General features: G+C 69.9%; 16 protein-coding genes and 2 pseudogenes. 14 read left to right on the top strand and 4 right to left on the bottom strand.

The features are described 5' to 3' along the window. Nucleotides 1-2: 2 nt before the first annotated feature. A complete protein-coding gene (locus AB0D10_RS35715) occupies nt 3-1379 on the bottom strand; it encodes a helix-turn-helix domain-containing protein (protein WP_360263769.1) in 1377 nt (458 codons plus the stop codon). A gap of 515 nt (nt 1380-1894) precedes the next feature. On the opposite strand from AB0D10_RS35715, the gene AB0D10_RS35710 reads away from it, so the two are divergent. The 10 genes and pseudogenes from AB0D10_RS35710 to AB0D10_RS35665 all read left to right on the top strand — a co-directional run bounded on the left by AB0D10_RS35710 (nt 1895) and on the right by AB0D10_RS35665 (nt 13159). Then, nucleotides 1895-2803, top strand: coding sequence for a hypothetical protein (locus tag AB0D10_RS35710; protein WP_360263768.1), 909 nt, complete (start codon nt 1895-1897; stop codon nt 2801-2803). 51 nt (nt 2804-2854) lie between these two features. Continuing rightward, nucleotides 2855-4354 (top strand): amino acid permease, encoded by a 1500-nt coding sequence (locus AB0D10_RS35705; protein ID WP_360263766.1) that lies wholly within the window; start codon nt 2855-2857, stop codon nt 4352-4354. Next, the gene (locus AB0D10_RS35700) at nt 4351-5784 is read left to right on the top strand and encodes a glutamine synthetase family protein (protein WP_360263764.1); all 1434 of its coding nucleotides are present in this window, start codon (nt 4351-4353) and stop codon (nt 5782-5784) included. Before AB0D10_RS35705 ends, AB0D10_RS35700 begins: the two co-directional genes overlap by 4 nt. Nucleotides 5785-5873: 89 nt before the next feature. Next, nucleotides 5874-7406, top strand: a complete 1533-nt coding sequence (locus AB0D10_RS35695; RefSeq protein ID WP_360263761.1) for a Mur ligase domain-containing protein — start codon at nt 5874-5876, stop codon at nt 7404-7406. Between the two features lie 29 nt (nt 7407-7435). After that, nucleotides 7436-7954, top strand: coding sequence for a hypothetical protein (locus tag AB0D10_RS35690; protein WP_360263758.1), 519 nt, complete (start codon nt 7436-7438; stop codon nt 7952-7954). Beyond that, nucleotides 7951-8202 carry a hypothetical protein gene (locus AB0D10_RS35685; RefSeq protein WP_360263756.1) on the top strand — a complete coding sequence of 84 codons (252 nt, stop codon included), beginning with the start codon at nt 7951-7953 and terminating at the stop codon, nt 8200-8202. Before AB0D10_RS35690 ends, AB0D10_RS35685 begins: the two co-directional genes overlap by 4 nt. 74 nt (nt 8203-8276) lie before the next feature. Next, nucleotides 8277-9221 (top strand): hypothetical protein, encoded by a 945-nt coding sequence (locus tag AB0D10_RS35680; RefSeq protein ID WP_360263753.1) that lies wholly within the window; start codon nt 8277-8279, stop codon nt 9219-9221. Next, nucleotides 9218-9667 (top strand): hypothetical protein, encoded by a 450-nt coding sequence (locus tag AB0D10_RS35675; RefSeq protein WP_360263750.1) that lies wholly within the window; start codon nt 9218-9220, stop codon nt 9665-9667. Before AB0D10_RS35680 ends, AB0D10_RS35675 begins: the two co-directional genes overlap by 4 nt. Before the next feature lie 27 nt (nt 9668-9694). Beyond that, nucleotides 9695-11500, top strand: a pseudogene (locus AB0D10_RS35670) (glycoside hydrolase family 15 protein); the annotation flags it as partial. A 507-nt stretch (nt 11501-12007) separates the two neighbouring features. Beyond that, entirely contained in the window at nt 12008-13159 is a 1152-nt protein-coding gene (locus tag AB0D10_RS35665; protein ID WP_360263747.1) for an ISAs1 family transposase, read from the top strand. 9 nt (nt 13160-13168) lie between these two features. Here the strand turns inward: AB0D10_RS35665 and AB0D10_RS35660 are convergent. The 3 genes and pseudogenes from AB0D10_RS35660 to AB0D10_RS35650 form a co-directional block, all read right to left on the bottom strand. Continuing rightward, nucleotides 13169-13327 (bottom strand): annotated as a pseudogene (locus tag AB0D10_RS35660) (pirin family protein); the annotation flags it as partial. A gap of 34 nt (nt 13328-13361) precedes the next feature. Further along, nucleotides 13362-13673 (bottom strand): hypothetical protein, encoded by a 312-nt coding sequence (locus tag AB0D10_RS35655; RefSeq protein WP_360263868.1) that lies wholly within the window; start codon nt 13671-13673, stop codon nt 13362-13364. A gap of 450 nt (nt 13674-14123) precedes the next feature. Next, entirely contained in the window at nt 14124-15425 is a 1302-nt protein-coding gene (locus tag AB0D10_RS35650; RefSeq protein ID WP_360263744.1) for a cytochrome P450, read from the bottom strand. Nucleotides 15426-15814: 389 nt separating this feature from the next. Here AB0D10_RS35650 and AB0D10_RS35645 point away from each other — a divergent pair, with 389 nt between their 5' ends. From AB0D10_RS35645 to AB0D10_RS35630, 4 genes are all read left to right on the top strand, one after another. Continuing rightward, a complete protein-coding gene (locus tag AB0D10_RS35645) occupies nt 15815-16768 on the top strand; it encodes a hypothetical protein (protein ID WP_360263742.1) in 954 nt (317 codons plus the stop codon). Nucleotides 16769-16843: 75 nt separating this feature from the next. Then, nucleotides 16844-17749 (top strand): hypothetical protein, encoded by a 906-nt coding sequence (locus AB0D10_RS35640; protein WP_360263740.1) that lies wholly within the window; start codon nt 16844-16846, stop codon nt 17747-17749. A gap of 13 nt (nt 17750-17762) precedes the next feature. After that, entirely contained in the window at nt 17763-18788 is a 1026-nt protein-coding gene (locus tag AB0D10_RS35635; protein WP_360263737.1) for an ImmA/IrrE family metallo-endopeptidase, read from the top strand. A gap of 146 nt (nt 18789-18934) precedes the next feature. Then, entirely contained in the window at nt 18935-19219 is a 285-nt protein-coding gene (locus tag AB0D10_RS35630) for a DUF3892 domain-containing protein (protein ID WP_360263734.1), read from the top strand. Nucleotides 19220-19304: the final 85 nt, after the last annotated feature.

The raw sequence follows: 19304 nt of genomic DNA, 5'->3' as shown, positions 1-19304 counted from the left end.
AGTCACGACTCCTTAGCCGCCATCACTTGTCGTGATCGTTCTATCAGCTCGTTCGACCGGTGCCCGGAGATGGTCTGGAGGTGCTCCACGGCCTGCTCCAGGTGTTCGTTCAGCCTGACCGACTGGATGTTCGCCGCGAGGTTGAGAGCGGAGTCGGCGGCCGCGAAGCCGCCGTCCCGATCGCCGGCGAGGAAGTGAGCGGAGGCCGCGCGCGAGGCGAAAAGCGCCCGTGTCCGGAGGTCGGCGGCGTTCAGGGTGGAGGCGGCCTGTTCGAAGTGGTCTGCCGCGGTCTTGTGATCACCGAGTTCGAGGTGGCAGCTGCCCGTCTGGCCCAGGATCTCTCCCCGGTTCATCCAGTAGAGCCAGCCCGGGTCCTGTTCGGCCGGGCCGCGCTCGGCCAGCTCTGCGGCCTGACCGAGCGCGCGCAGGCACGACTGCTGCTCCTGGAGCTTGGCATGCCCGCGTGCTTGGCGGGTCAGGAGCATGGCTTCCAGGTACGAGGAGCCGAGGGGACGGATCTTCGCCCTGGCGGCCTGCATCGCGGTCACGGCGTCGCGGGGGTTGCCGACCGAGTAGCTCTGGATGGCCAGGTAGGACAGGGCACCGGCGCCGTAGCGGGGGTCTCCGGAGGCGTGGGCGGCTCGTAGCGCCGCCAGAAGGGCTCGTTGGGCCGCGACGTGGTGTCCGGCGTCGAAATGGAACCAGCCGAGCTGGGTGGCAGTGTCGGCGGCGATGCCGGCCAGGCGCTGCCCTATCTCCTCGGTGTAGCTGGCTGACTTCAACGTCTCGCGGATGACGGCGAGATGGGCGCGGGCGAGGCCGGCGACCATGCCGCTGCCGGAGCTGGCGTCCATGGTGCGCAGGCTGTCGATCGTCCCCTGGAAGCTGTCAGCGAGTGCAGAGGTGACCTGCGCTCCGCCGAGCGCGCGTTCGAGGGGCTCGGCGTCGGCGATGCCCCACTGATGGATGAAGGCGGAGAGGGCGGTTCCGGCGAGGAGCAGGAAGTGACGGCGACTCGGACGCATGGCGGCGGGCTCCCCTCGCATCGCATCGTGCAGTGCCGCCACCATACGGTCGGCCGTCCACGGCCCGACGATGTCGTCATGAGCAGGAGGTGAACTGACGTGCTCTCGTGGGACGGGTGAGGTCGCGGCAGACCGAAGCGGCAGCTTCACCAAGTCGGCTGGGGCACCCACCGCGTCGAGGAACTCGACGATCCGCTCGATGTGGGTCAGCCGTACCCGGCCGGCCTCCAGCCGCGACAGGTAGCCCTGGGTCAGCCCCGTGATCCCCGCCAACTCCTCTTGACGGAGCGGGATGATCTCCCGCAGGCGTTTACTCAACCCGCCGAAGTCCAGTCCGGCGAGGCTGTTGCGCACCGCCGCATCTCTCCAGACCCGCATGGGGATGGCCTCAGTTGATGACTCGGCGATCGTGCGTGCGCAAGGTCCGCACACACTGCCGCTGTCGTTGTACTGGCTGAGCGTGCACCCGCATCGCTCGCATCGCCTTGCCATCCCACCCCTCCCGTCAACGGGAGCCCCGGCCTCCCGTAGGCGACCGTCAAGATCATATTTCTTGGCGAATATGACTACTCGAATGGTCGTCTTCGACACACTCAGGCACCTTACTGCGGCGGCCGGTTGCCCATAGGCGAAGCGATCACATCGCGTGCCGGGCGCACGAGAGTTCCTATGAGCCGGCCGAGTCGCGTCCGCACTCGACTCCGGACCGGCTCAACTCCCAGTAGTTCCTGGACAGGAGCACTCGATCGGCGACTCTGCCGCGCGCACCTCGCACGCTCACGCTTGGAGGACGTTTCATGATCGCCGCGCCGTTCACTCGGCCTCCGGTCTACCACCCTGCCGGGTTCGACGATGGGCTCCGGACCGCGGTGGACGACCTGAGGGCCGGACGCTGGCTGTCGACACAACGGCTACTGGCCAACACGGCACAGCAGATGGGCCTGCGGACTTCTCGGACGCAGGTGCTGGCGCTGGTCGCGGCGCGGTCGACGGTGCTCAGCGACTGGGCCCGCGAGAACCCGGACGATCCGGGGCTGGCCGTCCTGCGGACCCGGGTGTTGGTTGAGCACGCTCTGGCCGCAGCCGCGGCCGGCTCGCCGAAGGCCGCCAGCCTGGAGCGGGAGGCCCGCGAGTCGTGCTGGGCCGCCGCTCAGGCGGTGCCCTTGGACCCGGTGCCGTGGGTGTGCCTTCTCGCCTTGGCCGTCCTGGACCGCGCTAAGCAGCGGCCGGAGCACCAACGTCGTTCATCGGACCCGATGCTTCCGCCCGGACCGTGGGGACTGCTCGACGAAGCGTTGCGGCGCAATCCCGGCAACCGGGAGGCCCACCACCGGATGCTGCGCTACTGGCACCGGGTCTACCGGCCGGCGGCGGCCGATTTCGTGAACGCGGTGATGTCGATGGCTGCGTTCGGGTCGCCGCTCGCCGCCCTGCCCCTGTACCTGTCCGTCGACTACTACCGCAACGAGCCGAGCCGCAACGCGGTCGTGCTCCGGCAGTGGTTGCGTGAGCCGCACTTCTCCCGTGCGCAGCGTGCGTACGAGAGTTGGGCCGTTTCGGAGCCCGGGTCTTGGCCGGTTGTCGACCTCAGCTACCTCGCCCATGCGTTGTGGGCGTCGGCCCAGATGGCCGCCGCCGTCGAGGTCTTCGGGGCGCTGGGCCAGTTCGCGTCCAGGGCGCCGTGGAGCCTGGTCGCCGAGTCGCCGGATCGGGCCGAGGCGCTGCTGCTGACCGCACGGCAGCAGGCCCTCGCCGGCCGGGCGACCGCCCTGGCCTGATCGCCCGCTCTGCCCGTTACCCGCCTTCTCCCCATACGGAGGTCTACCTCGATGTCCCCCGCCCACGCCGCGCCGCCGACCGACGAGGAACGGCTTCGCCAACTCGGCTACGAACCGCGTCTGTCTCGAAGGATGGGCGAGTTCGGCAACTTCGCCGTCGCCTTCAGCGTCGTCAGCATCCTGTCCGGCTGCATGACGATGTTCGCCTTCGGCCTGAACACCGGCGGGCCGGCGGTGATGTTCTGGGGCTGGATCGGCGTCGGGGCGATGGTCCTCTTCGTCGGCCTGGCCCTCGCCGAAGTGACCTCGGCCTACCCGACTTCCGGTGGGTTGTACTTCATGGCGCACCAGCTCGGCGGACCGCGGTGGGGCTGGGTGACCGGCTGGCTCAACCTGCTGGGCCTGATCGGCGGCATCTGCGGCATCGACTACGGCGCCGCCAGCTTCATCGGGGCCTTCCTCAACCTCCAGTTCGGCTACGAGCCCAACCCGGGCAGCCTGTTCGCGATCTTCGCGGCCGTCCTGCTGCTCCACGCGCTGCTGAACCTGCCGGAGGTGCGGCGGGTTTCCGTACTCAACAGCATCTCGGTGTGGTGGCACATCGGCGGCGTCGTCCTGATTGTCGGTGCGCTCGCGATCGTGCCCAGCCAGCACCAGGACGCTGGCTGGGTCGTCGGACACTTCGTCAACAACACCGGCTGGAGCAACCCGATCTACGTGAGCGCGGTCGGTCTGCTGCTGGCGCAGTACACGTTCTCGGGCTACGACGCGAGCGCTCACATGTCCGAGGAGACCACCAAGGCAGCGGTGTCGGCGCCCCGCGGGATCGTCCGTTCGATCTGGGTGAGCTGGATCGCCGGCGCCGTCCTGCTCGCCGGCATGCTGTTCGCCGTCCAGGACTACGACGCGGTCCTCGGCACCACCACCGGCGTGCCGCCCGCACAGATCTTCATCGACGCGCTCGGGACGACCGGCGGCAAGGTGCTCCTGGCCGTGGTGATCGTGGCGCAGTTGTTCTGCGGGAACGCGGAGACGGCGGCGTCGGCGCGGATGGTGTTCGCGTTCTCGAGGGACGGGGCGCTGCCCGGTTCGGCGTTGTGGAGCCGGGTGTCGGAACGTACAGGTACGCCGGTGGCCGGGGTGTGGCTGTCGGTGGGGGCGGCGCTGGTGCTCGCGCTGCCGTCCCTGTACAGCACGACCGCGTACGGCGCGGTGACCGCGGTCAACGTGGTGGGGATGACGCCGGCGTACGCGGTTCCGATCTACCTGCGGCTGCGCCGGGGGCGGAAGTTCCGGCCCGGGCCGTGGAACCTGGGCAGCCGGGGACCCGTGATCGGGTGGATCGCGGTGGGCTGGGTGGCCGTGGTGAGCGTGCTGGTATGCCTGCCGCAGAGCTACCCGGTGACCGTCGACACCTTCAACTACGCCCCGATCGCCCTCCTGGCGGTGCTGCTGCTGGCGTGGGCGTGGTGGATCCGCGCGGGGCGCTCGTACGCCCCGCCGGTCCAGCGGTCGGCCGAGCTGGTCGAGCTGACCGAGGAGGTCGTGTGACCAGCCGCCGACGCACCAGCCGAACGGTGAAGCTGCGAGCCGCCCGATACCGCACCGCTGGCGCCCCGGCGACGGCCTCGCCGACCGGGCCGCTGCGCCAACTGGTGAACGACTTCGGCGTCGAGACGGTACTGCTGGCAGCCGTGGACGCGCAGGGCCGGCTCAAGGGCAAGGAGTTCGACGCGGCCGGGCTGGTGAAGCGGCTTGAGTCCGGGCGGCTGGCCCCGGAGATGTGCGGGTACGTGATCGGCACCGATCTCGGGATGACCGCACCCGCGACCGGGTCGTTCTCCTGGGAGTCCGGGTTCGGTGACATCGGGCTGCTGCCCGACACCCAGCACGCCCGCATGCTGCCATGGCTGCCGTCCACCGCCCTGGTGCTCGCCAATCCGATCAGCAAGTCGTGGCCGCACCCGCTCGCCCCGGTCACCGTACTGGCCGAACAGCAGCAGCGCCTCTCTGGCCTCGGCCTGACCGCGAAGGTGGGCGTCGAGACGGAGTTCGTCCTCTACGAGGGCACGGCCCGGGATGCGGCAGCGGCCGGCTGGCGCGGGCTTCGTCCCGTCACCTGGGACAACCGCGACTACGCGCTCGACCTGCCTGCGCCGGTACGCGAGTTCACCAGGCGATTGCGGCAGGTACTCGCCGAGGCGGGCCTGCCCGTCGAGGCGGTGAAGGCCGAAGGCGCCCACGGCCAGCTGGAGGTCACCTTCCCCTACGGGCCGGTGACGGCGGCGTGCGAGCAGCATCTGCTGTTCAAGCACGCCGCGAGGACAGTGGCCGACGAGCAGGGCCTGACGGCGTCGTTCATGGCGGCGCCGGCCACCGGGGTCGGCAGCGGGATGCACCTGCACGTCTCGCTGCACGACGTCGACGGCCGGCCTGCGCTGACCTCCGCCCCCGAGGACGGGACCGCCCTGTCGGGGCTGGGCGAGCAGGCCGTGGCCGGGCTCCTGGCTGTACTGCCGGTCCTCGGCCCGTTGTGGGCGCCGTACGTGAACAGCTACAAGCGCTTCGCCGACCACTCCTTCGCCCCCTCCCGCTTCACCTGGGGGCGGGACAACAGGTCGTGCGCGGTGCGGGTGGTCGGCCACGGCCGCAGCCTGCGGCTGGAGGTACGGCTGCCCGGTGCGGACGCCAGCCCTTACCTGGCGCTGGCGGCCATCCTGGCCGGGATCCGGCACGGCATCGAGGCCGGACTCAAGCCCCCGCCCGCCACCAGCGGCGACGCCTACCAGAACCTCGACGCCCCACCCGCTCCGCAATCCCTCGCCGAGGCCCTGGCCGCCTTCGAAACCAACGAGCTGGCCGGTGACCTGCTCGACGAGCTGGTCACCGCGCACCTGGCCCGCGTCGCCCGCCTCGACCTGGACCACCACGTCGCCCGCGTCACCGACGCCGAGCTGGAGCGCGGTCTCACCCAGGCCTGAGCCCCGGGTCGGCCGCGGCGCCACACCCCCGGGCCCGCGGCCGACCCGGTTCCACCTCCCACCCTGCCCTCACCTGCTGGAGGACCTTCATGGACACCGTCGTCCAACGCCGCACGCACCAAGGCGTGACCCCTGCTGCCAGTCCGCCGGACGTGCTGACCAGGGCGCACCTGGTCGATGTCGCGAAGCCCGGTATGGAGGGCCTGGCGCTGTGGATGGCCTCCCGTGGCCTGGAGGTCACCGGCAGCATCGATCCCGTCGACCGTGACAGTGCCGCTGCCGCCCGGTTGCGCAAGGCCGGGGTCGACGTCACGGTCGGCTTCGACGCCGGGCACGTCCGGGAGGACCGGAGCTGCGTGGTGTGGTCGGGGGTGCTGGCCGCTCCGCACCCCGAACTCGACCGCGGCCAGCAACTGCGACTGCCGGTTCTCGCCCGGGCACACGCGCTCGCCTCGCTGACCGCGGACTTCGGCCAGCAGCTGGTGGCCGTCGGCGGCAGCCACGGCACCGCGACGGCGGCGGCGGTGCTCGCCGCCGCGCTGGACGACGAACGCACCGGCTGGATCCTCAACGCCCCTACCATCAACCGCCCGCCGGGGCACAGCGGCGACCGTCGCCTGGTGGTGGACCTCTGCCCGGACACCGCCACCCACGAGCCCGCACCCAAGGGGTCCTGGAGCTACCGCCCCAACACCGCGTCCCCGTACCGGCGGCCTCGACCGGAGGTGACACTGATCCTCGCCGCCGCGGGGAACGTGCCGCACTTCGAGGACACGGTCGAGGCCCTGAACTCTCTCACCGGCCTCGCCCACCGTTCCGGCATCGTGGTCCTGCCGCTGTGGGACAAGAGCATCAGGATCCTTCGCGAGAGACTCACCGACCGGCCCGGCCCGAACGGCCCCACCGTGGTGGTGACCGTCGGCCTCAATGAGAGCGCCGATGTGTGGGTTCTCCCGCCTCGGTGGCTTGGCGGTGAGCACCTCCTCGCCCTCCACTACCAGGGTGTGCAGTACCAGTTCATCGTTCCGGTCGCGGGCCGTCACCAGGCCCTGGCGGCGTGCGCCGCCATTGCCACCGCCCTCGTGGTCGGCGAGGACCCGGGGGCTGTGGCGGCGCGCCTCGCCACCTTCCGGGGTGTCGAGCGCTCGCTCACCGTGCTGGGCACGCAGTGCGGCATCACCGTGGTGGACTCCCGCGCCAGGCACCCCCGCGAGGTCGCCCAGGACGTGACGGCCGCACGGATGCTCACCGAGGGGAACGTGATCGTCGCCTTGGAGCCGGACGGCATCGCCCGCACCAGCGCCCATGCCGGCGGCCTCGGCGCCGCCCTCGGCGACGCCGACCACGCGCTGCTGCTGCCGGTCAGCACCCCGCTGACCGCGTACGACGGACCCGACCCGCTGGACGCCGTCGAGCGGGCCGCCGTTCGGGTCCTCGGCCCGGACGCGGTTCACCGCGTCCGCTGCGGCCCGCGCGAATCCGGCCCCGAGCAGCGGCTCTTCGAGATGACGGCCGAGGGCGACCTCGTCCTGGTCGTCGGGACCGGCCAGGCCGAGCGGCTCGGAGCCCTGCTGCTGGACCGCCTCGCGCAGACCGGTGCCCCGGACGCCGACTGCCCGTGAACCGCCCGTCGACCACCGGAGACGTCACCATGACCATCGCTTTTCCCGCCCACACCCTGACCGAGCAGCAGGTTCGTCTTCTCAGCCATATCGCCATCGAGTCCACCGTCCGCATGATCGCGGCCGACCCCGAACTCCCCTGGGAGCCCGCCGAAGTCGACGCCGCCGTCAAGAATCTGCTGATGGCCACTGGCACCCGCACCGCGTGCCAACTCGTCGCCTGGGGCACCGCTCACCGCGTCATCACCGACACCGCGCAGCCCTGCACGGCGCTCACCATTCCGATCTGCCTCCCCCCGCACCTGTACCGGATCCTCGTGGGCTGGGTCAGCGGGCGCACCTCCCCGGAACTCACGGTCGACCTCGATGTCACGACCGCCACTGTGCGTGGCTATGGCCGGGACCTGCGCGTTCGCCTGGGCGTGCACACCCAGGTGCAGGCGAGCATCGCTGCCGTCCTGGCCGGCCTGGTCTACCTCAGCGACATCGACCCCACGTGGCCCGCCGAACCGCTTCACCGCGCCGTGCCCCGCAGGCCGGCCGCATGAACCGCCAGCGTACCGGGGGCAGGGCCGCGATCGGCCTCGTCTGCTTTCTCGTCGGACTCCAGGTCGGGGCCGCCGTCCTCTACCTCGTCCAGCACCGCGCTCAGCTCACCCAACCGCTCTACCTGGCGATCTTCGCGCTCGTCGTCTTCGGCACGCTGACCGTCGCCGACCGCCTGATCGCCTCGCGCTCCGGGCCACAGCACGGGGGCGGCTCCTCCCAGGAAGACCCGCCCCGGCCGGGCGACTGAACACCTGCTCCACCGCACCACCCCATGGCGGCCGTTTCGGGCCAGGGCCGCACCCCGACAACACCAGAGAGAAGATGAGCACCTTACGACCTGCCGACGGTATCTCGGCCCGCGATCTGGACCGCCACCTCATCAACCGCTCGGGCATCCTCGTTGACGCCAGCGCACTCGTCCAGCTGCCTGCCACCCGTCTGTCCGGGGCCGATCCCCGGCTCCTGGCCATGGGTGCCCCGGCGCCGGCCACCAACCCTGCCCCGCTGCTGCGCCTGCTGATGCGCGCCGGCTCCCTGGCCATCCCCTGTGCCCTGGTCGTCCAGCGGCTCGGCTTCCAGGTGACCGACATGCTCGCTGCGCAGCGCGTCCCCAACGTGTGGTCGGTGTCCGTGAGCGCGGTGGAGCACCGCGAGCTGGGGACCAACCCTTATCGGGCCGCAGCCCTCGCTCTCGGGCAGCCGGTCGGGACCTGCCTCGTCATCGCGACCGGCCAGACGATGCACGAGGCCCGGGCCAGCAGCGCACGCCGGGTACTGCTCAGCCACTCCGGGGCCCTGAAGGTGGCCGCGAAGAACAGCAACGGACTCAGCCGGCACGAGCACGACGTGGCTGTGCAGCTCGCCCTCGGGCACAGCTACGACGGCGTCGCCGAGCAGCTCGGCTGTTCCGCCGGCAATGCCTCCAACACCATGTCGCAGGTGATGCGTCGCCGAGGCTTCGGCGACCGAACCCGTGCCATCGCCGACCTCATCCTCTCGAAGCTGCTCGACACCGCCGAGCTTCGCGCGGCACTGCCCGACGAGCTCCCGGAACTCGCCCCGAGCGACCGCCAGGTGCTCACCCTGCTCGCCACCCACGATGTGCACACCGTCGCACGGATGACCGGCATCAACCAGAACAACATCGGCGGCGTCATCACCCGGGCCACCAACGCCATCGGGGCGAAGACCCGTACCCACGCCGTTGTCATGGTCCTTCTTCTCGGCCGACCCGTCTCGGGCACCGCCTCCGGCCGTGCCCGATGAGGCTGGTCGAGTACCCGGAGCACTACGCCTCCGACAGCAACCCGTCGCTGTACCTGGCATGCTCTGGCACCGGCCGCCCGGGCTGGCAGAACAACGTCATCACCCTCCTGGACTCGGCCAGCTTCACCGGCACCGTCCTCAATCCCCAGCCCGGCACCGGAACGGGAACACCGTTCGGCTGGCAGGAGCACAACCTGCGGCGCTTCAGCGCCGTCCTCCTGTGGCGCCCGCAGGGCGCACAGCAGGTCCGCGACTTCCAGCAGCGATTCCTCCACCGTTCGCGCACCGCGCTGGTCGTCGGCTGCGACCTGGACGACCGCGCCCAGCGGTTCATTCGCGCCGAACTGCTCGGCACCATACCCCGGTTGGCCGTTGCCTCCGGCCTCGCCGCCACCGTGCGCGCCGCCCTCGACCACCTCAACGCCCAGAGCACCGCCCGGCCCTGAGTACCACCACCCACCCGTAGGAACAGCATGCGCACCCCCGCCCTCCGCCCTCACCCCCTCATCGAAGACCTCGCCCTGATCGGCAACACCGCCACCGGCGCCCTCGTGCGCCGCGACGGGACTGTCAACTGGCTATGTCTGCCCCGCTTCGACTCCCCTGCCGTCTTCGCCGAGTTGCTCGGCACCGAAGAACACGGCTTCTGGCGCATCGCCCCGGCCACGGACGGCATCCCGCGACCGTCCGACCGGCGCCGTTACCGCGGCGACACCATGATCCTGGAGCAGGAATGGGTCACCCCGAACGGCATCGTCCGGGTGACCGACTTCATGCCCTGCGGCCCCCAGGTCCCCCAGGTCATGCGGATCGTCGAGGGACTCAAGGGCACGGTGGCGATGACCTCGCTCTTCCGCCCCCGTCCCGGCTACGGCGCCAACAGCCCGCTCATCACCCGCACTGCGCGTACCGGAGCCCCTCGGCTGTGCGCCACCACCTACCCCGACACCTACTGGCTCGACGGCCAGCACCACACCGTCACCGAAGACAGTGCCCGCGCCGACTTCACCATCACGTACGGCGTGTACACCACCTTCACCCTCACCTGGCAGCCCTCACACCTGCCCACCACCCCGACCATCCGCAGCGCCCGCGCGGCACTCGCACGTACCGAGGAGTTCTGGCGCGAGTGGGCGTCCCGCGGCACCTACCGGGGGCCCGACCGCGACGCCGTGGTGCGCTCGACGCTCGTCCTCAAGTCGCTGTGCAACCCGGGCGGCGGGATCGTCGCCGCGCCGACCACCTCACTGCCCGAACAGATCGGAGGCGAGCGCAACTGGGACTACCGCTACACCTGGCTGCGCGACGCCTGCCTGACCGCCACCGAACTCGCCCGCCTTGGCCACACCGAGGAGCCAGAGGCCCTTCGCGACTGGCTGCTCTGCGTCCTGGGCCGCGACGTCGAGAACATGCAGATCATGTACGGCCTCAGCGGTGAAACCGACCTTGCCGAACGAACACTGGACCACCTCCCCGGCTACGAGGGATCCCGGCCGGTCCGGGTCGGCAACGGCGCCGCCGGACAGCTTCAGCTTGACGTCCCCGGTGAGATCGCCGACTTCCTGCTCGCCGCCGAGGACGCCGGCCTGCCGCCCTCGCGCGACGCCGACGCGATGCTGCGCGCCCTCGCCCGCTTCGCCGAGGACCACTGGCGCGAGCCCGACGAGGGCATCTGGGAGATCCGCGGCCCGCGCCGGCACTTCGTCCACTCCAAGGTCCTCGCCTGGGTCGCCACCGACCGCACCATCACCCTGCTGCGCCGCCGACCGGACACCACACCGAAGGAACTCGCCCGCTGGGAGCGACTGCGGCAGGAGATCCACACGGACGTCTGCGAGAAGGGCTACGACCCGGAGCGCAACACCTTCACCCAGTACTACGGCGGCAAGGAGCTGGACGCCTCACTGCTGCTCATCCCCCAGGTCGGCTTCCTGCCCCCGGACGACAAGCGCGTGATCGGCACCATCGAGGCGATCCAGCGCGAACTGTCCACCGACGACGGCTTCGTGCTGCGCTACCCCACCCACGACGAGTCGGGCAACAACGTCGACGGCCTCTCCGGCCACGAGGGCGCCTTCCTGGCCTGCTCCTTCTGGCTCGCCGACGACCTCGCCATGATCGGCCGCGTCCAGGAAGCCCGCGAACTCTTCGACCGCCTCCTCACCCTTCGCAACGACCTGGGCCTGCTCGCCGAGGAATGGGACCCCCGTCTCAAGCGCCAGGTCGGCAACTTCCCGCAAGCCTTCAGCCACCTCGCCCTGGTCGGCACCGCCCTGCGACAGACCGACGCCGTCCACCTACCCGCTCAACGCACCATGCCCGCCGGCGCACCCCCCGAGCGGGACCTGGGGACGTCCACAGTCGCGGGGGTCCGGCAGAGAGCTGGCCTATGAGCACTCACATGCCGCCCGTGTCCAACGTCATCGGCAGCGCCCGGACCTGCCCCGTGGTCCGGGCCGGTTCGAGCGGCCCGGCCCTCCCCGAGCACGCCAAGCCCTCCGGGTCACGGGCACCGCACGGGCAGCGGATCGGCTGCCCTGGCACGGCGGCCGCCAGCAGGAGAGCAGCCCGTCGATCGCAGGTTTCCCCAGGTCAACACACCCGTCCGCGCGATTTCAGTGGGATGTCAGGCAGCGCCGGGGCCAGGGGCGTTTCAAAGTCCCGGTGATCATGTGAGTCCGCAGGTCGCGGCGGTGAGAGGGTGCGGGCCAGGCCGTCACGAATGCAACGAAGCTCCGGTTGAACGGGGTGACCTTCCCAAGTCGCCCTGAACCACCGGAGCTTCGATGTGCCGTCAGTCTGCCACTGTTTGCCTGACCAAGTCGCCCGCTCTGGAGGGCGTGGCGGGGTTGCCGCTGGTGGAGCGGCTGCGGCAGCTGCCGGATCCGCGTCGGCGCCGAGGGGTACGTCACCCGTTCGTGGCGGTGCTGCTGGTCGCCGCCTCGGCGGTGGTCGCCGGCGCGCACTCGTACGCGGCCATCGGCCAGTGGTCCGCGAACGCTCCGCAGCACACCCTGGCCCGGCTGGGCGCCCGGGTCGCGGGCGCACTGGGCGTTCGCGTCGCACCGAGCGCCGCCACGATCCGGCGAGTCGTCGGCCTGGTCTGCCCAGGTGGCCTGGCCGACCTGACCGGCGCTGATCCCTGCGGCTCGGACTCGATCGCCGTGGACGGCAAGGCCGCCCGTGGCTCCCGGCACGGCGAGTTGCCCGCCGCCCATCTGCTGGCCGCGATGACCGGCGACGGCCTGACCGTCACCCAGCTGCGGGTTCCCGACAAGACCAACGAGATCACGTGCTTCGCCGCGCTGTTGGAGCCCTTCGACCTGACCGGGGTCACCGTCACCGCCGACGCCCTGCACACCCAGCGCGCCCACGCGCACTTCCTGGTCGAGGAGAAGAAGGCCCACTACCTGCTGGTGGTCAAGGCCAACCAGCCCGAACTCCACCGCCGACTGCGATCGCTGCCGTGGAAGGACGTCACCGCACGCCGCTACGACCGCGAGATGGGCCACGGCCGCAGGGAGACCCGCGTGACCAGGGCCCTCACCGTCACCGACCTCAGCCTGGACTTCCCCCACGCCGCCCAGGCCATCCGCGTCCTGCGCCACCGCGCCGACCTCAAGACCGGCACCGTCAGCCGCCAGACCATCTACGCGATCACCGACCTGACTTCGCATCAGGCATCGCCCCAGCGCCTGGGCCAACTCGCCAGGTCGCAGTGGACCATCGAGAACCGGCTCCACTTCGTCCGCGACACCACCTTCGCCGAGGACGCCTCGAAGATCCGCACCGGCCACGGCCCCGACAACATGGCGACCCTGCGCAACCTGGCGATCAACACCCTCCGCGCCGCCGGGCACCGCAACATCGCCGCCGGCATCCGGCACGCCTCTTACGAGCCCTTCACCCGCCCGCTCGACCTGCTGGGCATCATCTGACCAGCACGATTACGAGATCACGGGACTTTGCAACGGCCCTGGCGCCGGGGCAGGCAGGCGGGCTCCGTCGTAGCCGTACACCTCACCGAATCGGGAACCCTTCTCCCAATTCGTTCGCGCCTGTACGATCTCCTCACCGGATCGGCCGATGAAGTTCCACCACAACAAGCGGATCCAGGAAACTGGCAGAACGAAAAACGCCTTACCTTGTCAGAATTTTCAGCAAAGGTCGGCAGTAACTCACGCCCAGCCTGCCGGGGGTGGTGAACTCGACGGCATCAATTTCCATTGCCCCCGCACGGCGCTCGTTCACCGAACCGAGATCTTTCATTACGCCGTTCAGCGACTCGGCGAAATCCCAGGACGATGTGGCAAACTCAAATACTCCAGCATCTGGAAGATTCGGGAAACGAAACAGCACCCTGGCATGCGGCCGAGGCCCTCGACCAGACCTGGCTCGCATTCGCCGCTCGTCCCAGGAAGACGGGCAGCCGCACCTGGCACCTGGCTTCATCGAGCCAACGACGTGGCGACTATCGCAGTAATGGACGACCCGCCCCGACACCTGTCGCCTCAGAGTCAGGGACACCGACTCCATCCCGTCGATAACAATATCGAGGCTGGCCGCTGTCACCACTACATCAACTCCGGAGCTGAAGTCAGCCGCTTCCAGGGAACCATCGAATGCCTTACAAACAGCCGTGGCAGTCGATCGATCATGGACGGCGAGCTCCCATGACGGGGCGGCTGCGTAATTAGCTGGCTGCCGCATACGAAGATGCCCCGCGAACTCGCAGTCGGCACCTTGGGGCCCAGCGGCAGCACGGTGTGAACAGGTCAGCATGGCGGTTCTCCAGGACTCGCGGGCGAAGAACCCACTGTCCCGACCGTTACCGATTTGGCCCCGCCGAAGCCGTGCGGTATAGACCGGTCCAACCGACGTACGTCCCGCAGAACACCCGCCCTATCGCCAGCGGATACTCAGGCCCTTCAGCCCGTTCTGGAAGTTGGAGACGAGCCGGGTCGGCGGCACGCTCGCAGTGAGCTCCAGATCGGGCAGCTCGGCGACGATTCGCCGGAGCAAGGCCGACATCTGGATCCTGGCTAGTTGCGCCCCAACGCAGAAGTGCGGGCCGAAACCGAAGCTGACGTGATCGTTCGGCACGCGGGCGATGTCCAGGCGATCCGGATCTGAGAAGACCGATTCATCGCGGTTGGCAGAAGCGTGATACACAACCACCTTGTCACCGCCACGGATCAGCTGCCCACCAAGCTCGACGTCTCGCGTAGCCGTGCGCCGAAACTCCAATACAGGCGGCCAGAATCGAAGCAGCTCATCCACCGCTGAAGCGATGAGACCCGGCCGTCGGCACAGCAGGCGATATTGGTCGGCGTGGGTGAGCAAGGAATGCAGCCCACCCGGCAGACCGTTACGCAGAGTCTCATTACCGGCAACGCCGAACAGAAAGAACATCGTCTCGAATTCTGCGACACTCAGCCCGGCTTCCCGCATGCGGGCCACGATGCTGCCGGGCGGCGGCTGCTCCGCGAGGACGTGCGCGTAGGCGAACATGTCCGCGAGTGCGGCCCGCGAGCGCGGGTTGATAGGCCGACCGTCGGGGGTGATACGAGCCTCCGGGCGGTGGGCCAGCGCGGCGCGGCCCAGGTCGGTGAGCCGGGACGGGTCGGCGGTGCTGGAGTGGGCGTAGTCGGGGTCCTGGTAGCCGATGACGCGGTTCGACCAGTCGACCAGCAGCTGCCGGTCCTGCTCCGGCACGCCGAGGATCCGGGCGAGCGTCCACACGGGCAGGTCGGCGGCGAGCGGTACGAAGTCGGCTTCGCCCAGCGGGCGGATCGCAGCGATGAGTTCGGCTGCGCGGGCCTCGATGGCGGCGGTCAACTCCCGGAGCGCACGCGGAGTGAAGGCGGCGGCAACGGCCCGGCGTAGCCGGGAGTGGTCGGGCGGGTCCTGGTTGAGCATCATGGTGCGGGCGAAGTCCAGGTCGGCCAGGGTGTCCGGGTCCCGGATCTGGGTCGCGCCGAGGTGCGAGGAGAAGTCCTCCGGGCGGCGCAGCACCTGCTTCACGTCCGCGTGCCGCAGCACCGCCCAGTAGCCGGGCCCGGGCGGCCACTCCCCCACCGCCGGTTCCTCCACCCAGCACACCGGGGCCGCCGTCCGAAGTTCCCGAAACAGCTCGTACGGCACACCCTCGGCGTAGGTCTCGGGTAGGAAGATCCGGTTCACCTGCGCCTGATCGAAGCCCATGCCGGCCGACCGTACGCCGCGCCGCGGCAGCCCGCCAGTTTCTTGGAGCCGGTCCACCCTAGGGGCGGCGAGAATGTCCTGATCATGCATCGTCGTCCGCTCGACCTCCGTGTACCGCACCACCGCCCAGGCCCCCGGCACGACCGCCCGCAGCTCCGCGACAACCCGTACGGCACACCCTGCGCGTACATCTGCGGCGGAACAGCGAACCGCGTCCTCTCGGTCCACCGTCACACCGACCCGCGTCCCAAGCGCAACGGCCCGGGCCTGAACCGCTCCCGCACTCCTCGGGCGTGTCCCGCGCTCCCGGCCCGGATGGTGGTGTATCCAGGTCGGGGCTGCTCTGTGGCTACGGGTGGTGGGCGGGTTTCGGGGAATCGGGGTGGCTCGTGGCAACCAGTGCTTTCGAGGAGCTGTCGCAGACGGGTGAGCTGGGGTATGCGAGCTTGGAACTGCTGCGGCGGCTGGTGCATCAGGTGCGCCGCACCTACGGCTTCCCGCCACCCGAAGGGCACTCGGAGTGGAGCGACCCCGCCGCCTACGACCTGATCAATGCGATGCTTGCCCGCAAGGGAGAGGGACGGAAGTTCGTCACCAGCTGCTTGGTGCTAGCCGTTGACGACGCCTCGTTGGAGCGTCTGTTTCTCACGTCGGTGAGGAATTTCCTCATCGACGAGGCGAAGAAGACGCCGCGGGGCAAGCTACGACGCCGGATTGCCCGTCTGATGAGCGAGGACTCGGCTTACCGAAAGGTCGCGGGTCCGCCGCCGCGCTGGACGCTGGTCGAGCACGCCGACGGCGCCGTGTGGCAGGGAGGCTTCGACGACCTCATCGCACAGGCTGTGCGGATAACAGGAGTCGGCATAACCCGCTGGAACCACTCCGGCCCCACGCCCAAGCAGACAGTCCATGCCCTCAAGACCGTTCTCCTAGGCGTGCTGCGGTACGCGCGGGGTGCGGTACGGGAGGAAGAACTCGCCAGGGTTCTTGAGGCCCGATTCGAACTCCTGGCACCGGCACGTTTCACCACCCTGTACGCGGACGAGGGCGCAGTCTCCGAACTCTCCGACCAGCGTGCGGCCGCCATCACGGCCGTCCCCGTCGCGGCCGAGGGGGTGGCTGACGACATCTGGCAACGGCTGACCCTCAACGAGCGTCTGTTGCTTCCCCATCTCGAAGAGGACGCTCACCATGCGGCACAGCTGCTGGAGATCCGGTACCGTCACGCGGCTGCTGTCCTCTCGAACCTCAAGACGAAGCTTCGCGCAGCTTTGTCCTCGGACGTCGATCAATGGGCGGTGATGGCAGCTCTGCTGCGGCGGGGCGATGATGCCCAGTTCTGAGCGGTCCCGAGTTGCGTCGTCCAGATCCAGTGAAGAGAGAATGCGCTGATGGACCACAGCCACGGGGGAGACGGTATGAGTTCTGTCCACACCACTGCTTACCAGCGGCTGGTGGCTGTCGCAGCGGGACTGAAGGTGCCCGCCGCCGTCCGCCGGGTGGCCACCGAACCGCCCCAGGACCCGCGGCCTGGCCAGATCTGGCGCGCTGCGTGGAAAGACGTCATCCAGCCGCTGCTCGTCACCTCAACCGGCGACGACACACTGCGGGCCGTACCAGCTTCGTTCGAGCGGTACGCCGATGGCAACACCCTACTCCTCCCGGCTTCGGCATCGACGTTAGAGGAGCCGTTGGCGCTGTGGTGGGGTTTGGAAGCTACCGTTCCCTGGTGCGTGCTGGACCGCCAGGTCAGTGAGCTGTCGAACTGCCCAGCCTCCCTGACACGCCATTCGCTCGCCGGTGCCGTGGCGGGTGCCCCCCGGGGCGCTAGCACAGCCGAGTCGGCCGCAGCCAACGAGTACCGGGGGCTCCTGGCGGGCCGGGTCGCGGTCCTCTCGGCAGCACGCTGGGAGCCAGAGGGAACCGGAAGCCTGCCGCAGCTTCTCAAGGACAAGGCCATCACACCCGGAGATCTCGCGGCCGAGCTGGAGTTGCTGCCACCCCAAGCACTGGCCGTGTGGAGGGGGAAGCTGCCCCTCACCCCCGACCAGGCCGCCACCCTCGCCGATCGCCTGGGCCAGCGGGCTGAACAGTTGATCGCGGCCAACCCCGCCCTGCCGCACGAGGTCGTGCACGAGCTGAACCGTCCCTTGCGCCGCGCGCAGGTAAAGGCGCTCGCCGCGCGGTACAACGAGGCAGAGCACGACGCCCGGCTGCGTGCCGCGTACGGGATCTTCGCCCTTGCGGCACGCCAGGACGGACCAGCCAGGCCGAACTGGACAGCGCGCACCGACCGCTACTTCGAACTGTGTCTGGGCGAGTAGAAGGGGGTCTCGCGTGGTCAACCACGTTCTCGCCGCCGCAGCCCGGGCCCAAGCCGCGGCGATGGTCCGGGAACTCGAGGCCGTGCGTCCCGGCGCGGTGGAGCTCCTGACCCAAGGCGCTCTCGCAGAGCTGAGAACCTGGGATGAGCTGACCGTCGTGGACGTCGAGGAGAACCGGGCAGAACAAGGGTGCAGCGTCGCCGGAGCGTATGACCCCGGGCCGCCACCGCGCCTGTCGGTCGCTGCCACGGCGAGCCTCGCCCGGCGGGAGTTCACGGCCCTGCACGAGCTGGGCCACCATCTGCAGACAAACAGCTTCGCCCTCATGGAGGCCTTCAGTGGGGAACCCGATGGGGGTGTCCTCCTGGAGGACGCGGCGTGCGACGCCTTCGCCGCCGAGATCCTGCTGCCCGCCTCCCACGTCGACCGGCACCTGGACGCCACGGGACCCGACGCGTCGGCGATCACCCACCTGTGGCAGGCAAGCAACGCCTCCCGGATGGCAGTGTGCGTGCGAGCTGCCCAGCGCCTACCCGCGCCCGGGCACATCCTCCTCCTCGACCATGCGGGGCGCCTCGTCTTCGGCGCCTCCCACGGCCTTCCACCCCTGCCACGCGGCAGCCGCCAGAACGACATCCCCGTCGTCGACCGTGCCATGGCCCGCTCCGGCCGCGCCCGGGGGCGGACCCGGGTGCGCTACCGCGACGGCATCCTCGGACGTGAACTGCACACCGACATCGCGCCGATGGACGGCTACCTCGTCGCCGTCCTCGTCGCCGACTCCGCCCCCTGGCGCCCTTTCACCCCGCCCACCCCCGACACCGGCCCCCAGTCGCGCGAATACATCTGCTCGAATTGCGACGAGGAGTACCACTCCTTCGTACCGTCCTGCCCGCGCTGCCGCGTCCCCAGCTGCCCCGAGTGCGGCCGCTGCGCCTGCCCGCCCCGCGTCGCCGAACGCCAGTGCCCCGGCTGCTTCACCCTGCATCCACCCAGGATGTTCTCGCCGGGCAGCGACCACTGTCTGAACTGCGTCTGACGCCTCAGCAGTCGCTTCCGCACCGCACTCACGGCTACTCACGAGTTACGTCGTCTGTCCCAGGCGAAGCACCCCGCACCGGGGCGCTCACGGATACCGGGTGCCGGCCTCGGGACCGTCGGAACTCGGCCGGCAGGAGCAGAACAATGGCCCTTCAGATCACCGCAGTGCGCATGTCCCCCGGCGGCACCACGCACGAGCACATCACCATCCTGTGGTGGACCAACCAGACGTCCGGCAACACTCGAAGAAGTACCCGGGCGCAGCTCGTCGACTGGATCGAGAGCAAGTCCGGCACGGCCTACACCAGCGACGCAGCTGGGCGCCGCGCGGAAGTCTTCGTCGTGACCCCCGCCCAGGGCGAGAAGTACCTGCGGACCCGCGCCGACGGCGTGTGGACCAACAACCTCCTCGCCCTACCTCGGCGCTGACCCACCGCGACGCACGGCTGTCCAGCGCGCTGCTCTCGGCGGCATGCCAGACGCCCCGCCTTCCCCGGGAGACCTCGGGGCCGAC

Source organism: Kitasatospora sp. NPDC048545 (assembly GCF_040651155.1).
Taxonomy (GTDB): Bacteria; Actinomycetota; Actinomycetes; order Streptomycetales; family Streptomycetaceae; genus Kitasatospora.
Note: the sequence above shows the minus strand (reverse complement) of the source record. Positions and strands in the feature narration are given on the sequence as shown.